Source organism: Shewanella sp. YLB-07, assembly GCF_009377275.1.
On sequence record NZ_VOQB01000010.1, the window covers coordinates 137,958 to 153,903 of the forward strand.

Consider the following 15,946-nt stretch of genomic DNA (forward strand, 5'->3'; position numbering starts at 1 on the left):
TACTCAAAATTGATACCCGTTTATTCTATTAATTATCGTATGTATTGCTTAGCAATATTGGCCGTCACTAGACAGGCATGCTCATAATTTCTTTATATGCTTCAACTAGCTTGTTTCTAACCTGCACAGTCGCTTCAAATGCGACACTGGCTTTCTCTCTGGCGATAACGGTATCAGAAAGTGTCACCCTAGTATCTCCCATATCCAGACGGGTGGCCAATGAGCCAGAATTTGCTTGAAGCTCGCCAACGGTACCGATAGCTTGGGACAGAAGCTGACCAAAATCGCTCCCTGAAGTATTACTGACTTGTTGGGTGATCGGTGAACCGAAACCGGAATTGAGTCCAGAAGGTTTAATTTCACCACTAAGAGACTGCATCTCTTGTAATAATGAGTTGGCTCCAATCTGCATATCTTTCTCCCCATCGTCTTACTAAAAATCCAAGCGACGAATAGTTGACGAACTTAACTGTTAGATAAGAATATGCAAAATGTTTGCCAAGTGTTGTTAAGAAGGATAGAGGAGTCGGCCCGTCAACACGATATCGAGTAATAAGCCATAACAGTTAAACAGAATTAAGGTGGGGAAGTTCCTAGAACCTGTGCTCTCGGAGCTAGGAACTTTTCTATGCGGGTTTTTCTACGCAGGTATCTCTATGCCCATGTCTCTCATTTTTGCCATCTTATATCTGAGGGTTCTGGCACTGATACCCAGCTTTTCGGCGACCAATTTCCTACTGCCTTGACACATATTCAGCGTCTCAAGAATGATCACATGCTCCTGTGCCTTAAGCTCATCACCTAACGCATCCAGCTCTACAGGTTTATTCGCTGAGTATAATTGCTGCTCTACAGGTTCTTGGCTAATGAGAACTTCCTGAGTATCGAGAATAATGTCTGATCCCACAATCAGTTCCCCCGTCATCAAGATCAAAGCGCGTTGAATGACATTATCAAGCTCCCGGACATTGCCAGGCCATCTATGGGTCAGCAATCGTCTACAAGCTGCTTCATCCAGACTGGGTATCTCCGATAGTCCAGATTTAGCACCATGGCGAGCCAAGAGATGACGGGCCAAAGGCAAAATATCTGCCGGCCTCTGACTCAATGACGGCCAAGTAAGTGGAAAGACATTAATTCGATAATAGAGATCTTCGCGAAACTCCCCTGACGCAACAACCGCTTTTAGATCACGATTGGAGGTTGCGAGGACCCTGATATCTAATTTTATGCTTTTACGCCCTCCGAGCCGTTCAACTTCCCTTTCCTGCAATACCCGCAACAATTTAGCCTGGAGGCTTAAATCCATTTCGGTAATTTCATCGAGTAATAAAGTGCCTCCCTGTGCCTGTTCAAACTTACCTGGGCACGCTTGATATGCACCAGTAAAGGCTCCTTTCTCATAGCCAAATAACGTGGCTTCCAGCATATTTTCGGGTATGGCGGCACAGTTTATCGCAATAAAAGGGCCATTATCACGACTGCTATGTTGGTGAATATATCGGGCCAGTACCTCTTTACCCGAACCGCTCGGCCCCATTATCATCACCGAAGCATCCGATGAAGCCACCTTTTTGGCAAGATTTAGCAAGGCAAGGCTCTTTTCATCGGCGACAATTGGCATATTCTGAACTATCTTAGGTTTCAGATACCGAGAAACCTGGTTCAACAGCACCTCGGGGGCGAAGGGTTTAGCTAAGTAATCTACCGCACCGAGCTTTATGGCGTTGACCGCATTATCTATGGTTGCATAAGCTGTCATCAATAATACAGGAAGCTGAGCTTGATTCTGCTGAAGGTAGTTAAGCAAACCTATGCCGCCTATACCCTGCATCTGTACGTCACTGATGACGAGGTCGAAAGATTCAGCCTTAAGTTTTATGATCGCATCTTCGGCCGAACAGACATCGACACATTCATATTGCGCCAGCAACAAGGTGTCTACCAGTGCTTCCCTGAGTGAATGATCGTCTTCAACCAGCAATAATTTACCTTCAGACATGTTTTACCCCCTCCACTGCGGATACTGAATGACTCACTGAAACCGATGAGCCAGGCTGCACCATCGAGCTTTTCAATTTAGGAAAATGTAAAGATGCCTTACAACCTTTGCCCTTTTCACAGCGCAATTGAATTTTACCACCATGATTGGCCACTACAGATTGAACAACCGCAAGGCCAAGGCCTGTGCCTTGGGGCTTGGTAGTGAAGAAAGGCTCGAGTACTTTCTGTTGCATCTCTTTATCTAAACCTTTGCCGTTATCAGTGACATGGATCTGAATCTGACTCTCTGTTTCACAGCCCCTTAGCTCGACAAGTGTCGCCCCTGCCTCTATGCTATTGATCACCAAATTATTAATCGCAGAACTTAACGCACCGGAATTAGCCAGAAACTCACTCACACAATTATCGACTCGGACTAATTTACACAAGTGTTGCTCAGCAATGGGCTCACAATTGGCCATCACATTATCTAAAATCGTTACAACCTTGTGAGCCTCTCCTTGATCTTGCCCTCTTCCCTTAGCCATCAACAACATGTCATTGACCTGATGCTCTAGCTCATTGAGTCTGTCGACCAGTTTAGTCTGAAAGCGAGCTCTCGATTGCGCCGATATTTTCGTACTGGCCAGATTAGAAGCGTAGAGTAGTGCAGCGGTTAACGGAGTCCTCACTTGATGTGCCAATGTTGCGACCATTTTCCCCAATGCCGACAAACGCTGTAGGTGTGATAGGTTCTTCTGCAACAAGCGAGTTTCGGTGAGATCGGTGAGCACTATCAGCTGACCAGGCTCTGGGGTTAACGGAGTAATGGCCAACTTTACCCGGCGGCCATTCTTAAGCGAGACTTCGTGACCATCATCATCTTGAGGAGAGAATGCACGATTGATGATCTGCAGCCATTTAAGTCCTTCTAAGGGTAAACCTAACAGCTCTACAGCAACCGGATTTGCATCGGTGACGAGTCCATCTCCATTGATGATGATGATCCCCGATGGCATAGCCTGCAGAATATGCTCCATACGATTCGACATATTGGCAGCTGGCGCTGTATCCAACCATTTAGGCGAATCTTGGTTCAAACGATTAAGTTGTAATTGAGGACTTACGGACATATCGACTCCGTCAAAAAATTGCTGCTAACGGGGGTGATGCACGAAGTGGGCCAAATGATAAAAAGGAGGCGAGTTCGCAGGCTCACTTAAGGATAATAGCTAAGACGATACTTATTAAGCTGCTAATAGACGCCAGCAAAGCTGGCTATTTGAAAAAACAAGAGGGTTGGCGCTAGTTCCTAGGGGCCTAGGAACTTCTATTTAATCCTTACCCATGCCGTATTTACGCATCTTCTCGACTAAGGTTGTACGCCTGATCCCTAGCATTTCTGCAGCGCGGGCAACAACATTATCTTGTTGTTCGAGCGCTTGTCTGATCATATCGATCTCAAGCTCGGCAAGAAGATCTTTCAAGTTAACCCCTTCCGGAGGAAGTTCACTTGGAAAGCGAGTTTCGGGGATCTCTATCGACTCTTCATCACTAAAGATAGCAGCCAAGGCATCACGTTCTTGCTCCTCCTCACTGATCTCTACACAGTATTCTGGCACATCAATATGACGATATTTATGGGGTAAATCGTTAACATCGACCAGACCGCCAGGATAAAGGATGGTGAGTCGCTCGACTAAGTTGGAAAGCTCTCTGACATTCCCGGACCATCTGTGCTCTTTCAGAGACTCGATAGCCCGCTGGGTAAATCTAACCTTGCCACGTCCTTCATTGTAAACTCGGCTCACCAGCTCTTGTAAAAGTAAGGGAATATCATCTTTTCTTTCACATAGGGCAGGCATTTCTATGGGGAATACATTGAGTCGGTAGTAGAGATCTTCCCTGAAGCTCCCTTCGGAGATCATCAGTTCTAAGTCTCTGTGAGTGGCAGCTACGACACGCACATCGGCCTTGATAGGCTTACTGCCTCCGACACGATCAAACACTCGCTCTTGGAGTACACGAAGTAGTTTAACCTGCATCTGCAATGGCATATCGCCAATTTCATCTAAGAAAAGCGTTCCCTTTTCAGCGAGTTCAAAGCGACCCTTTCTGGCACTGATAGCACCAGTAAATGAGCCCTTCTCATGGCCGAATAATTCACTCTCTAACAACTCGGCAGGAATGGCGCCACAGTTAACCGGAATAAAGGGGCCATCGCGCCTATCGGAAATATAATGAATATTTCTTGCGACAACCTCTTTACCTGTACCCGACTCACCCAGAACCAACACAGTAGCGTCAGAAGGAGCAACCTGGCCAATCAAATGCCTGACTTGTGCTATCCCTTGACTTCGACCCACCATACTTCTAAATAACTTAGTCTGATTTACACTGGTGGGAGTTTCTGGACGTCTGGCCTGGCCAAAGACCTGACAGAAATGCAGTAATTCAGTTAATTGGGGATAATTCAGTGGTTCTTCAATATAGCCAAGTATATTAGAGGCGCTGACGCCGTCCTGCTCACCTAGCAATAAAATTGGCTGCCAAGGTAGTTTCCCGGCAAGAGATTGAAATAACTCTTTAGACTGTGAGTCAACAGCAATAACCAGGGCCCGGTATCGAGTACTTCGTAGTCGCAGTTCAAGTTTATCGATTGCGACTAACTCAACTTGCTCACCCAAAAACTCAAATACACATGATAAGCGATTAATTCGCTCAGACTGGTTACCGACAAGTAGAATTCGTTGATCTGTTTGCATCATTAAAAAAGCCGTAAAGCGCTCGTTATTATTCGCATTAATTATTAGTGTTTGTTGCTTAAAAGCGATGTAGTGTTTCCATTACAAATTTGAACAAAATCACTACCATGAGGAATAGTGTATTATCAGCAAGCTATTAGCAAGTCTCTGACGCATTTAATGCTTAACTGGATAGATATTCATTGAACTTATTTGATTCTAGCTGAAAAATCCAACGAAACCATCATGATTTGTCAAATAATTGACTCCGGCCAATTATTTGGGGCTGCACGCCCCGAATAAAAATGGAATTAAACAGCCTCATTATGAGAGACAATATGATGTTGTTCAACTGGAATAGCGTCCCAGCCCTCTTTTATCGTTCTTAGAATCTCACAAACATCATCTATAGCTTGCACATCGCTATTAATATTCGCTTCGGAAATACGACGCAACATAAAATCATAGAGGTCACTTAAATTTGAAGAGATATCTCCACCTTCATCCATATTTAAGCTGTTGTTAAGTCCATTGACAATACCAATCGCTTTTCCTATGTACACACCTTTATTCTGCAAATCATTATTTTCGATAGCATAGCGACTTTGTGCAAGTCTCTGTAAGGCACCTTCAAACATCATCTGAATAACTCTATGGGGTGACGCAACCGAAATTTCACTTTCGAGTGAGACCTTACGATATGACTGTAATGACTTTCTCATAGTAACCTACCTATTTAGCACCAATTGACTTGTAAACATTAATTTGGCGTTTAGTTTTACTTCCCAGATGCAATAGTTCTTGCCTATGTCGCAAGATAATTTGCGCTTGCTGCTCAAATTTCTGAGTTAATTGCAATTGCTTTTCTAACATCTGCTTATCTTCAGCATTTAATGACTGTAAGACCTTATCGAGAATAAATTGACGCCGCTCAACGCATTCATGCAACTTTTGAACCAACTCATCGGCACTCTTGTCCTCCGCAGGAGTTTTCTCCAAAGATGCTAAGCAATTGGTCAAGTTTTTATTTATTTCATCTAGCTCTATTAACATTTGCAATTAGGTACCTACAAATTTATTGCTATTGAGAACTCCTCACTACACCTGGTAGCGAGTTCAGACCATTTATAATACCGGAAGACTGCTGATTCAATTTACCCACAACTAAATCCATGGCATTAAATTGTTTCATCAATCTAGCATTTAATTGCTCCATTTTCAGGGTAAAGGCTTCACGCTGATCATCCAGGCGTTGTTTGTCATTGGTATAAGTGTTATTTCTGCTGTCAATCAAACCTGTCGTCGGTTTGACATAACTTTCAACCAAGGTGTCTAAACGGTTGGCAAGACCTGTATCTTCTGTCGAAAACAGTCCCTCGATACCGCTCATATTTTCTTCAATCGCGATATCGAGCTTGTCACTATTGACCGATAGCTTTCCATAACGATCGGCTTCGATACCGATATCATAGAGTGCCACAGTTTCACTACCGACAGTTACCCTTGAGCTGATCATACTCCTCAATTGAGATTCAATTGAGCGGATCATGGAGTCCCCTTGCAAAGCAGCGGCCTCTTTTTTCTCTACATCATAAGCCGACAGCTTATCAATAGTACTTATTAAGCTGTTATATGCATCGACGAAACCTTGCACGTTGTCTTTAACTGCATCCTTATCGAGGTCAATTTTAACAAGGGTTGTTTTATTCAAGTCTGCATCTGTCAGATTGAGCGTTACCCCGGTAATCGCACCTTTAACTTCATTGGTCTGAGACGTCAATTCCTGGCCATCGACATGGATTATCGAGTTTTTTGCCACTTGAAGCTCGGTAAGGTTGGCCCCACCAAACATATCATTGAGTCCCGAACCCACAGTATCATTGGCCACCACGCCTATTTGGCTATCAGTGCCTTCCGTATCGGAACTTAATACCAGCCTGCTACCCGCATCACTGGTAATAATCGTCGCGGTAACACCGACGTTATCGGTTGCACTATTGATATTTTTAGCGATATCTTCGAGTGAATCGGTCGCACCTACAGTCACGGAAAAACTATTACCATTAACCGTCAGATCTAGGCTCCCTTCACCAACGGGAAGGCTAGGATCCGCAACATTGATGCCAGCAACTTTATGTTGCTGAGCTAACTGCTCAACCTTTACATTATAACTACCAGTCTGGGATGTTTTATCAGCTGTGGCCGTAAGATAGCTACTCTCACCGGTAGAAACGGTTCTCTGGTTTAAACTCCCACCATCTTTGAGCTTTTCCAGTGCATCCTGAAATGTCGATAAAGAGCTTTTCAATGTTCCGATAGCCGATACTTTTGCATCGATAGATTTCTCGGTTTTATCAAACGCTGCTTCTTTTGGGATCTTTTCAGCATCAACAAGAACACCGACAATTTTGTTGATATCAAGCCCGGAGCCTATTCCCGTTGCCGTTAATGCCATAATAACCTCTTACTAAACAAATATTCTGTTACTGCTAAATAATCTTTGATAGAACTATCAGGCTTCAGTCTTCATAAGAACACCCGTCACCTCAGTCAACTTTCGCGCCAGTTTTAACGCTTCTTCGTTCGGGATTTGCCGAATCAAATCACCCGACTCTATGTCCATGACGCTAACAACACTTGTGCCTGAATCTTCGTCAATTTTAAATGCCAACCCTTTACGCATGACTGACATCATACTGGACAAGTCTTCAACCAAATTCTGTAACTCTTCCTCATCCAATTCTGGCTCTTCGGAAGCACTTCTTTCTACTTCCTCCACAGCCTTAATTATAGTGTTCGGCTCAAGGTCTGCACCTTCTACGACACCCGCTTTAGCAGTTCCTGTACCTATTTCAATCTTAGTTGCTGCCGCATTGGATGAGCTTGTAAAATTGATATCCATAACCCCTCCTAACTGACTTAGTTTATCCCTAAACCATTAAAGGGAGATCCGTCGCCGAACCTCCCTTTCTACTATTAACTATAACCCTACTGCATTACTCTTTATAGTAATGATAGTGCTATTTGAGGTAGCTGGTTAGCTTGGGCTAACATCGCAGAACCAGTCTGTTGTAATACCTGGTTCTTAGTCATAGTTGAGGTTTCTTTAGCAAAATCGACATCCACAATACGGCTCTTTGCATCGGCAACGTTGGCTTGAGTGTTGGCACTGTTACTGATGTTATGCGCAAGACGATTCTGTATAGCACCTAGCTCTCCACGTTGGGTATCAATTGTTTTAATCGCCGCATCAATTTTAGCAAGGGCTGAAGCACGACCTGCTGAAGTTGTAACAACAATCGCGTTAACTGAAAGTGAGGCTGCATCTGTATCCTTCACTTTGATGGTAACATCCTCGCCATCTTGGTGACCCACTTGGAAGGTTTTACCGGCAGAGAAATCACCAGTCATCAGCTTGGTGTTACCAAACGCCGTCGTATCACCAATTGAAGTTATTTCAGTTGCAAGCTCAGTAATCTCAGCTTGAATGGCAGTCAGATCAGCAGAACTGTTTGCACCGTTCTCGGATTGAATTGATAGATCACGCATACGTTGTAGCATATTTGTCTGCTCTTGCATCGCACCTTCTGAAATCTGCGCGATGGAGATAGCATCATTTGCGTTACGCATACCGACTTCTAAACCACGAACCTGAGAGTTCAAACGATTCGAAATAGCAAGACCTGCCGCATCATCCTTTGCACTGTTAATGCGTAAACCACTAGATAAGCGTTCCATTGACGTTGCTAGATTACCACTAGAGGCATTCAGGTTTTTCTGAGCTTTAAGTGATGTGACGTTTGTATTTACTGTAATAGCCATAATCGATTCCTCTTTATACCTGGCTTGAAAACTTGCCTGTCTGCTTAAGCCAGGCGGAGCTAATTGGTTACAGTATATTTAACGGCAGAGGAATTTTTTACTTTAGTAATTTTTTTTACTTTTTTTAATGGAAAACAAAGTCATTATTTTCAGTGGCTTGAATTAACAGCATCTAGATGATGTTCCATAGTGACTATAATAAAATGCATAGCCACTATTAGAAAACACCGATTACCCTAACAAGGACAATGCGATTTGCGGCAATTGATTAGCCTGAGCAAGCATAGTCGATCCTGTTTGCTGCAATACTTGGTTCTTGGTCATCACTGCAGTCTCTTTGGCAAAATCCACGTCCACAATCCGACTCTTAGCATCAGCAACGTTGGCTTGTGTGTTAGCACTATTACTAATATTGTGAGACAGACGATTTTGAACCGCACCAAGCTTCGCACGTTGGGTATCAATTGAATTAATGGCAGAGTCGATCTTCCCAAGAGCAGAGTTACGACCTGCGGAAGTTAGAACAGTCAATGCATTAACTGACAATACGGCCGCATTTAAAGTACCAACAGAGATAGTCACATCTTCTCCATTTTGATGACCAACTTGGAAGAGTTTTCCAGCAGAAAAATCACCGGCGAGTAACTTTGTATTACCAAAAGCCGTACTATTACCGATAGCTGTGACTTCAGTTGCTAACTCATTTATTTCATCTTGAATGGCTTGAAGATCTGCACTACTGTTTGCACCATTCTCGGCTTGAATCGATAGATCACGCATTCGCTGTAGCATATTGGTCTGCTCTTGCATTGCTCCTTCTGAAATCTGTGCAATTGAGATGGCATCATTAGCGTTACGCATGCCCACTTCTAAGCCGCGCACCTGTGAGTTCAATCGGTTAGAAATAGCTAAACCCGCCGCATCATCCTTAGCGCTATTAATTCTCAAGCCACTCGATAAACGTTCCATCGAGGTTGCAAGATTTCCACTAGAGATGTTTAAGTTTTTCTGCGCCTTCATCGACGTCACGTTAGTATTAACTGTAATAGCCATAATAGACTTCCTCTTCTTGGTTATACTGCCAAGACATCGAGCTTGGCTAAATTAATTTATTAAACTTTATCAATTAGGGACTAGATATAATCAAACAATGACACTGACCCTACTTTACTGAACACACTAGAAGCTGCTTGTAACGCAACTTGCTGCTTTTCTAATTCTGTTATTGCACTTGCATAATCCAGATCTTCCAACAGAGAAAGCGCCGAACTATTAACTATCTTTTCATCTACGTGGTTAGTGCTGTAACTTTCCAAGCTTTTAAGGGCTGTACCAGAAACACCACGTTCAGTACTAATTTGATTGACGCCACCATCAATATTATTCAATATTTGTGCCAGCTCTGCTTTACCTTGAGGCGTATTGACTTTATTCGGGTCTTCGATCAACGAAATAGCTTGATTAATAGTATCGAAAATACTGACAGAGGATTGCGGCGTGATAGAAAAGCTATCCCCCGCGGCAGGCATTCCATCGAGCTTTACTTCAATGCCATTAAACTGGACCGGTGTTGATGGATCAAAGCCTGCGACCGTTGTCACTAACGTAGAGCTTGAATCTCTCACTTCAAGATTTGCTCCCGCCATGGTGAATGTATAGGTATCGGCGACATATGTTGCAGGATTCGATATTTTGGCACTTTCAACATTGAAATCACCTACTTGGGATGACAAATAATTGGCGCTAAAATCTCCTAATCCACTTGGAGCATTCATAAATGCACTATCACCTGGGACATTGGTGCCAATTGTCACTCCCGAGGCCACTATGGAGCTTCTAACACCGTTATCGCCGCTGTAGACGATATTGCCTGAAACATCGAACGTGAAAGGTTGCACGTTGGTTTCAAAACCTGAAAAGAGATAATTGCCAGATTCATCTTTACTATTGGCAATCGCCAGCAGTTCTTCTAAGGTGCCACGTAACTGATCGGCAACAGTTTGCCGATCAGTATCGGAAAGTGTGCCATTAACTGCACGCAAGACTTGCTCTCGTGTTGAGCTAGCCAGCGTCTCGGCCATGCCAAGTTTACTTTCCGTCAATGATAAGCGGTTATTTGCATAATCAATATTCTTCATATATTGATCGACCAAAGCATTTTGCTGAGATAGGTTATCTATAGCAATTGCTGCAACAGGATCATCTCCTGCTGTATTGACTCTTTTACCACTAGATAATTGGTCTATGATTTGGCTGGTCGCTGATTGTTTATTCAGAATACTATTAATGTTCTGACTAAAAAGCTGAGCCGTAGAAATTCTCATATCAACTTTTCCTATCTAACTGCATTGAATAATGTGTCGAAGATTTCATTGGCCGTTGTCATTATCCGCGCCGACGCCTGATAAGCCTGTTGAAAGCGCAGTAAATTTGCCGCCTCTTCATCTAAATTCACCCCGGATTCGCTCTGTACCCGGGTATAAGCCTGTTGATAAACAGACTGCGCCGTTCCTAAGCTAATCACGGCCGCTTTAGCCTTGCCACCAACCGACAGTTTTGTCCCCTCATAAACATCCGTTAGGGTTGAACCGCCACTGTTCATCAACTTGGCTTCACTCAATTTCGCCATGGCGACAGCATTGGTGTTATCACCAGGTGCAAATGAGAGATCGAAAGTAAATCTATCTGTCGCACCAACCGTTGTGGCCACATCGAAGGTAAAACCATGTGCACTAATTGAAGGTGGTGTATAAGCTGCTGGTGCACCAAGGGATGTGCCGTTGGCATCAAAGACTTCAAACATGCTAGTCGTGGTATTGATCTCGAAGGTCAGCTCAGAGCCAGTGATGGGGAAGTTGGCATTGGTGCGATCATCTATGCTCACCATCTCTACTTGAGTGTTACCTGAGTTCGCTGCATCTGCAGTGATCTTAGGTGCAGCGGCAGCAATCCCCTTACCATCGGTCATCATCACCCCGATACCAGCTGCGGCACCGGAACTGGGTCTTATCTCGAATTTATCGCCATCGGCTAAAGTGCCAGAATCTATGTGTACGGTGAAACCATTGGCACCATCGAGCTGAGTGCCATTTAAGGTTAACGGGGTGACAGCGCCTGTTACTGTATCTTTCAACTCATAGGTTGCCGGAGCGGTATACTTCAACTCGAAACTACTGCCGGACAAGAGACCGACATCATCAATATTGACTCTTAGGTTAGCCGAACCTGCATTTGAACCGAATTCACCGACTCGCCCAATCGCCATTGCAGGATCGTTAATATCTTTAAATATGTTCTGGCCCATCTCACCATCTAGGTCGAAACCTTGGCCATTGGCCTGATTGAATGCATCTGCAACCCCTAAGCTGAGTTGACCTAATTCAAGTTCTGCCGGAATAAGCGTTTCATCACGAAATTCAAATAGCGCACCTAGCTGACCGCCCATCTTAATTGGATCTATGACCTGACTCTGACTGCCAACATTAGCGGCGACTCTCAACTCACCCGGATGTGGATCTCCAGCTATAGTTCCTAGGGACATGGATACTTCACCGGAAACCAACATCACAGAGCCACCTAACATGATGCTTTTAGCACCAGTATCGAGTGGGATGACATTGACTTGTGCGTACTGGCTAAGCTCCTGAATGAGCGCATCTTGCCTATCTAACAGCTGAGCATCTTCACCCTGGGACTTCATCAACTCTTGATTTAGTTGACCCAGCTCTTTACTAATCTCATTGATTCGGTCGGTGATGCCGGCGATTTGATCATTGGTCTGCTTCATCTGGCCATCGAGGTGCTTTTGCATCTGATTCAGGTTATTCGCCAGTTGGCCTGCCGAACCTAACACAGTGCCACGAATGCCCATATCAGCAGGCAGATCGGCTAGACTATTTAAACCAGCAAACAAGTCATTCAGACTCTGTGGTATGGATTTGCCAATTTGTGAAAACAGCTGATCGAGTTCACTCATCTTAATCTGAGTGGTCTGAGCTTCACTGACACCGGTTTGACCAATCCTCAACTCACGAGCGGCATATTCGTTATAGATGCGTTTTACATCAGAAATATAGGTCCCAGCACCATAAAAGTTATCCCCCATACGCTGGGATTCCAGACTGGACTGTTCGGCAACTTGCCTGTGGTATCCCTGGGTATTAGCGTTAGCGATATTGTTACTGGTCACAGCAAGCTGCGCCTGAGAAGCCAAGACACCGGTGCGGGCAATATTTAAAAGGTCCATAGACATTACACTCGACTCCTATCTAATTGCCGTTCACCTTGCTGCATACTCTGCTGCGCAAAGGAAAACTCATATCTGTTACAAATAAAAATCATTACCTTGCTCCCAAAGATGGCAGCCTAATATCCGGCTTAATTGATTCCATCACCTTGATCACTTTATCGGCATAGTGAGGATCAGTTGCATAGCCAGCATCTTGTAATGCTTTGATAAATTCGTTGGGATTGGCGGCTTTCTTCATCGCTTCTTGGTACCTAGGTCCATCAGAAATAAAGCTGACAAAGTCATCAAAACTTTGCTTTATGTCTTCGTAGACACGAAAATCGGCTTTTTGCTGTACCGCAATACCTTGTTCGAACTCGAGCGTACTGACTAAGGCCTTATCACCCTGCCAACGTTTATCCGCTTTGATGTTAAAAAGGTTGTTGCTAGATTCGCCTCGAGCCCCTTTTATCATTTTCTGACCCCAACCCGTTTCCAGAGCCGACTGTGCTATCAAGACTTCGGGTTTAGTGCCTAAAGCTAGCGCCGCTTTTTCTGCATGGGGGTAGAGCTTAGCGACAAAATCATCTCTATCGGTGAAGGTCGTTTCCGCCTTTCTTACTTCAGATGGCAAACTCTTGCCTGTCAAAATACTGTCTAAGGGATTCATGGGCTTAGCATCTGCCCTGTCCTCGGCTTTTATGGCTTCATCAGGCATTATTGCCCGGTTCATCACATGAGATTTGAAAGATGCTTGAGATAAACCCGAATGCATATCGCCTCTAAGCACAGATGCAGGTGTGACATTGCTAGTTTCGGGAGACAGTTGTTGCATCATCATATCCGCGAGCCCTAACATGCCCTTTTCTGATAAGTTGACCGACATCTGCTGATCATGCATCTGCTCATAGAATTTAGTGTATTCGCTGTTCATCGGGCTATCGGATTCGAACACAGCATTGGCAGAGCGCATGCTTTTCATCAGCATCTGCACGAAGATCCCTTCGAATTGCTGTGCCACCTCCTTTAAAGCGGCCTTATCATCTTTCAGGGCCTTGGCTCTTAACGAGTCAAGACCTCCAATGTCCAAAAAGTGTGATGAATTTGACAGCTTTTCCATAAGAGTTCCCGGTTGTGCCGACAATAAACAGACGGTATTGTTTTTATAAAGCAAAGCACATGCCAGATCATCAGCATGCTGAGTTTTAATCCAATAAACATCGGTTTTTTTGGGGAAGTATTGAAGAGTAATACACTAATGAACAGAAAGTGTTAGGGCCTGGAACCAGGCCCTAACTGAACATCTTTAAAGGAAGTTAAGACTAACAAGATCTAGCCATATAACTAGATGATGATGAGTTCACCCTGCAGTGCTCCAGCCACCTTCAAGGCTTCCAGAATAGCGAGCACATCCGAGGGGGCTGCGCCCACTAAGTTAACGGCCCTAACCAATTCATCCAGTGTCGTGCCAGGGTTAAACATAAACATACGTCTGTCTGACTCATTGACATCTATGGTGCTGTCTGTAGTCACAACGGTTTGACCACCTGCCAAGGCATTTGGCTGTGATACCTGAGTCGCTTCGGCAATCGTGACAGTTAAGCCACCATGAGTCACGGCCGCAGGTAGCAGACGCACATTTTCGCCCACCACTATGGTCCCGGTACGTGAGTTAACGATGATCTTGGCAGATTCTGCTGCCGGTTCAACCTGAATATTCTCTAATGTTGCCAAAAACGACACTCGCTGAGACACATCTCTTGGCGCACTCACCTGTATTGAAGCCGCATCTAAGGGTCTCGCCATTCCTGGACCCAGCAACTCATTGATGGCATCGGCTAATCGTTTAGCCGTCGAGAAATCGGCGCGACGTAGGTTAAATGTGAGGTAGTCGCCAGTTGAAAAAGGCGTAGCAACAGTACGCTCGACAATGGCGCCGTTAGGAATTCGGCCAACGGTAGGCGTATTTTGAATGACTTTTGAGCCATCTAGACCTTCTGCGCTGAAACCACTGACCACCATACTCCCCTGTGCAATGGCATAGACATGACCATCGACCCCCTTGAGGAAGGTCTGGATTAAGGTTCCGCCGCGCAGACTCTTGGCTTCGCCCAGACTCGACACAGTGACATCCATAGTTTGTCCGGGTTTGATAAAGGGCGGCATATCCGCATGAACCGCGACAACGGCGATATTCTTAATCTTGGGCCGAAAATTATCGGGCAAATTGATGCCAAAGTTTTTCAGCATAGTCTTAAACGTCTGCTCGGTATAACGCGTCTTCTCACCCGTGCCAGGCAGGCCGACAACCATACCATAGCCTATGAGTTGGTTATGGCGCACACCTTGAACGTTTGCAATGTCTTTTATCCGTTGTGCCTGGCTTGGAGCAGCCACAAAAATCAGCAATAAAAGAGTGATAAATTTATATTTCATAGCGTTAATTCCTTAATCACGACTAGGTTCAATAGCAGCCTTAGAAAGGCCACCAACTCCCCATAAAGAATGAACTGAGCCAACCAACCTTCTGCACATCCGCAAAAGTACCTGTACCACTGTATTGAATACGTGCATTGGCTACTCTTGGTGAATCAATAGTGTTATCAGGACGTATATCTTGTGAGCGCACCACTCCGGTTATGCGCACAAATTCATCACCATTGTTGATACTTATCCACTTTTCTCCGCGAATAACTAAGTTACCATTGTTGAGAACCTGCATCACATTGGCCGAAATGCTGCCACTCAAACTATTACTCTGATCGGCATCGGATTCACGCTTGGTATTCATGCTGTCCTTGTATCTCAGATCCAAGGGTTGTCCGCCTATGGTGATATTACCGCCACCGGCATAGATGGGATCGAGTGTTAAATCCGTCCCCTTCTTGATCTCATTGCTGGCACTTTTTGTCGCTTGCGTCTCCTCCATCAAAATAACTGTGATGATGTCGCCGACTTTAAGTGCCTTAATATCAGAATATAGACTAGATGCCTGACTATCCTGATACATGGAGCCTGTAGCGGCGATTTTAGTCGGTGGCGCTTCAGGATATACGGGAGCGTAATAGGGATCGTCTGGGATCGGTTTCTGACCGCTCGTTGAACTACAAGCGCTCAACAAGAAACCAAGTAATAACGCTAATAATGAGCCTTGCTTGGTCATAACCTT

General features: G+C 44.6%; 15 protein-coding genes. All 15 read right to left on the reverse strand.

Annotation, left to right across the window (positions count from 1 at the left end; genetic code table 11):
* Nucleotides 1-67: 67 nt before the first annotated feature.
* On the reverse strand, nucleotides 68-412 hold the full coding sequence (gene fliE, locus FS373_RS20650) for a flagellar hook-basal body complex protein FliE (RefSeq protein WP_144045840.1): 345 nt from the start codon (nucleotides 410-412) through the stop codon (nucleotides 68-70).
* Between the two features lie 228 nt (nucleotides 413-640).
* A complete protein-coding gene (locus FS373_RS20655; RefSeq protein WP_144045839.1) occupies nucleotides 641-2,002 on the reverse strand; it encodes a sigma-54-dependent transcriptional regulator in 1,362 nt (453 codons plus the stop codon).
* Nucleotides 1,995-3,116: a sensor histidine kinase gene (locus tag FS373_RS20660; protein ID WP_144045838.1), complete on the reverse strand. Its 1,122-nt coding sequence runs from the start codon at nucleotides 3,114-3,116 to the stop codon at nucleotides 1,995-1,997. The genes FS373_RS20655 and FS373_RS20660 overlap by 8 nt, the downstream gene beginning before the upstream one ends.
* 201 nt (nucleotides 3,117-3,317) lie before the next feature.
* Nucleotides 3,318-4,751, reverse strand: a complete 1,434-nt coding sequence (locus FS373_RS20665) for a sigma-54 dependent transcriptional regulator (protein WP_144045837.1) — start codon at nucleotides 4,749-4,751, stop codon at nucleotides 3,318-3,320.
* A gap of 287 nt (nucleotides 4,752-5,038) precedes the next feature.
* Nucleotides 5,039-5,449, reverse strand: a complete 411-nt coding sequence (gene fliS, locus FS373_RS20670) for a flagellar export chaperone FliS (RefSeq protein WP_144045836.1) — start codon at nucleotides 5,447-5,449, stop codon at nucleotides 5,039-5,041.
* A 10-nt stretch (nucleotides 5,450-5,459) separates the two neighbouring features.
* A complete protein-coding gene (locus tag FS373_RS20675) occupies nucleotides 5,460-5,780 on the reverse strand; it encodes a hypothetical protein (RefSeq protein ID WP_227993091.1) in 321 nt (106 codons plus the stop codon).
* A gap of 28 nt (nucleotides 5,781-5,808) precedes the next feature.
* On the reverse strand, nucleotides 5,809-7,182 hold the full coding sequence (fliD, locus tag FS373_RS20680; RefSeq protein ID WP_144045834.1) for a flagellar filament capping protein FliD: 1,374 nt from the start codon (nucleotides 7,180-7,182) through the stop codon (nucleotides 5,809-5,811).
* Nucleotides 7,183-7,239: 57 nt separating this feature from the next.
* Nucleotides 7,240-7,629 carry a flagellar protein FlaG gene (locus tag FS373_RS20685; RefSeq protein ID WP_144045833.1) on the reverse strand — a complete coding sequence of 130 codons (390 nt, stop codon included), beginning with the start codon at nucleotides 7,627-7,629 and terminating at the stop codon, nucleotides 7,240-7,242.
* Between the two features lie 101 nt (nucleotides 7,630-7,730).
* Nucleotides 7,731-8,549 (reverse strand): flagellin, encoded by an 819-nt coding sequence (locus FS373_RS20690; protein WP_144045832.1) that lies wholly within the window; start codon nucleotides 8,547-8,549, stop codon nucleotides 7,731-7,733.
* A gap of 231 nt (nucleotides 8,550-8,780) precedes the next feature.
* Nucleotides 8,781-9,602, reverse strand: coding sequence for a flagellin (locus FS373_RS20695; RefSeq protein WP_144045831.1), 822 nt, complete (start codon nucleotides 9,600-9,602; stop codon nucleotides 8,781-8,783).
* Between the two features lie 80 nt (nucleotides 9,603-9,682).
* Nucleotides 9,683-10,873: a flagellar hook-associated protein FlgL gene (gene flgL / locus FS373_RS20700; RefSeq protein WP_144045830.1), complete on the reverse strand. Its 1,191-nt coding sequence runs from the start codon at nucleotides 10,871-10,873 to the stop codon at nucleotides 9,683-9,685.
* 11 nt (nucleotides 10,874-10,884) lie between these two features.
* Nucleotides 10,885-12,801, reverse strand: coding sequence for a flagellar hook-associated protein FlgK (flgK, locus tag FS373_RS20705; protein ID WP_144045829.1), 1,917 nt, complete (start codon nucleotides 12,799-12,801; stop codon nucleotides 10,885-10,887).
* Between the two features lie 88 nt (nucleotides 12,802-12,889).
* Entirely contained in the window at nucleotides 12,890-13,897 is a 1,008-nt protein-coding gene (flgJ, locus tag FS373_RS20710) for a flagellar assembly peptidoglycan hydrolase FlgJ (RefSeq protein ID WP_144045828.1), read from the reverse strand.
* Nucleotides 13,898-14,121: 224 nt separating this feature from the next.
* Nucleotides 14,122-15,213: a flagellar basal body P-ring protein FlgI gene (locus FS373_RS20715; protein ID WP_144045827.1), complete on the reverse strand. Its 1,092-nt coding sequence runs from the start codon at nucleotides 15,211-15,213 to the stop codon at nucleotides 14,122-14,124.
* 40 nt (nucleotides 15,214-15,253) lie between these two features.
* Nucleotides 15,254-15,940 carry a flagellar basal body L-ring protein FlgH gene (gene flgH, locus FS373_RS20720; protein ID WP_144045826.1) on the reverse strand — a complete coding sequence of 229 codons (687 nt, stop codon included), beginning with the start codon at nucleotides 15,938-15,940 and terminating at the stop codon, nucleotides 15,254-15,256.
* Between the last annotated feature and the right edge of the window lie 6 nt (nucleotides 15,941-15,946).